We start from the raw sequence: 384 nt of genomic DNA on the forward strand, positions 1-384 counted from the left end.
AATGAAGTGGCAACAGGGTTGTTTGGTCATTTGGTGGGGGCGATAGCGGGTGGTGCGGTCTACCGTAAATCGACCTTCTTGCTCGACTCGCTCGGTACACAAATTCTGCCGGACTGGCTGACAATTGAAGAACATCCGCATCTGCTGAAAGGGCTGGCATCTACACCATTCGACAGCGAAGGTGTGCGCACCGAGCGCCGCGATATCGTCAAAGATGGCATCCTGACTCAGTGGCTGCTGACCAGCTATTCGGCGCGGAAACTGGGGCTGAAAAGCACCGGACATGCGGGCGGTATTCACAACTGGCGGATTGCCGGACAAGGGCTAAGCTTCGAACAAATGCTCAAAGAGATGGGCACCGGGCTGGTGGTGACGGAGCTGATG

General features: G+C 56.2%; 1 protein-coding gene. It reads left to right on the plus strand.

Features of this window, described 5'->3' with window-relative positions; genetic code table 11:
* On the plus strand, nt 1-384 hold a 384-nt coding region (locus LZP73_RS19380; RefSeq protein ID WP_234236544.1), incomplete at both ends, for a metallopeptidase TldD-related protein.

The organism is Shewanella sp. AS16 (genome assembly GCF_021412365.1).
Taxonomy (GTDB): domain Bacteria; phylum Pseudomonadota; class Gammaproteobacteria; order Enterobacterales; family Shewanellaceae; genus Shewanella; species Shewanella salipaludis.